Consider the following 1068-nt stretch of genomic DNA (forward strand, 5'->3'; position numbering starts at 1 on the left):
GTCGAACACCTGCCGCTGATCCTCGAAGTGGCGCCCAACGCCGACTATGCGCTGCTCGACAGCGGCGCCGGGCAAAAGCTCGAGCAATACGGCCCCTATCGCATTGTCCGGCCGGAAGGCCAGGCGATCTGGCAAAAAGCGTTGCCGGCCAAGGACTGGGACCGCGCCGACGCCATTTTCACCGGCGACACCGACGAGGAAGGCATCGGCCGCTGGCGCTTCCCGAGGACGCCGCTCGGAGAGACCTGGCCGATGAAGCATGACGGCATCGATTATCTCGGCCGCTTCACCTCGTTTCGCCATGTCGGCGTGTTCCCCGAGCAGGCCTCGCACTGGGACCACATGGCCGGGCTGATCGCAGCGGCGAAGCGGCCGGTCAAGGTGCTGAATCTGTTCGGCTATACCGGCCTTGCCTCGCTGGTGGCGGCGCGTGCCGGCGCCGAGGTGACCCATGTCGATGCGTCCAAGAAGGCGATCGGCTGGGCCAGGGAGAACCAGGAGATGGCGGGCCTCTCGCAAAAGCCGATCCGCTGGATCGTCGACGACGCTATGAAATTCGCCGAGCGCGAGGAGCGCCGCGGCAGCCGCTACGACATCATCCTATTCGATCCGCCCGCCTATGGCCGTGGCCCCAAGGGCGAAGTCTGGCAGTTGTTCGAGGATCTGCCTGATCTGACCGACCTCTGCCGCTCGATCCTGACGCCGAAGCCGATTGCCGTGGTGCTGACGGCCTATTCGATCCGCGCTTCCTTCTTCGCCATCCATGCCTTGATGCGCGACACTTTCGCCGCGATGGGCGGCACGGTCGAATCCGGCGAGCTGATCATCCGCGAGAAATCCGCCGGCCGGGCACTGTCGACGTCGCTGTTCTCGCGCTGGGTGGCCTGAATGAGCGAGCGGCACGCAGGCGCGCCCGGGCAAGTGAAGGAAGTCACCAGCCTCGCCAACCCGTTGGTCAAGGACATCAAGGCACTGGCGCTGAAGAAATTCCGCGACCAGCAGAACGCCTTCATCGCCGAGGGGCTGAAGCTGGTCATCGACGCGCTCGACCTCGGCTGGTCGATTCGG

Annotated in this window: 1 protein-coding gene and 1 pseudogene; both read left to right on the forward strand. The window is 65.3% G+C overall.

All coding sequences use genetic code 11. The features are described from left to right. On the forward strand, nt 1-888 hold an 888-nt coding region (locus tag E5W87_RS24370), incomplete at its 5' end, for a class I SAM-dependent rRNA methyltransferase (protein ID WP_292403328.1). After that, nucleotides 889-1068, forward strand: a pseudogene (locus E5W87_RS24375) (RNA methyltransferase); the annotation flags it as partial.

It is taken from the genome of Mesorhizobium sp., assembly GCF_004962925.1.
Taxonomy (GTDB): Bacteria; Pseudomonadota; Alphaproteobacteria; order Rhizobiales; family Rhizobiaceae; genus Mesorhizobium.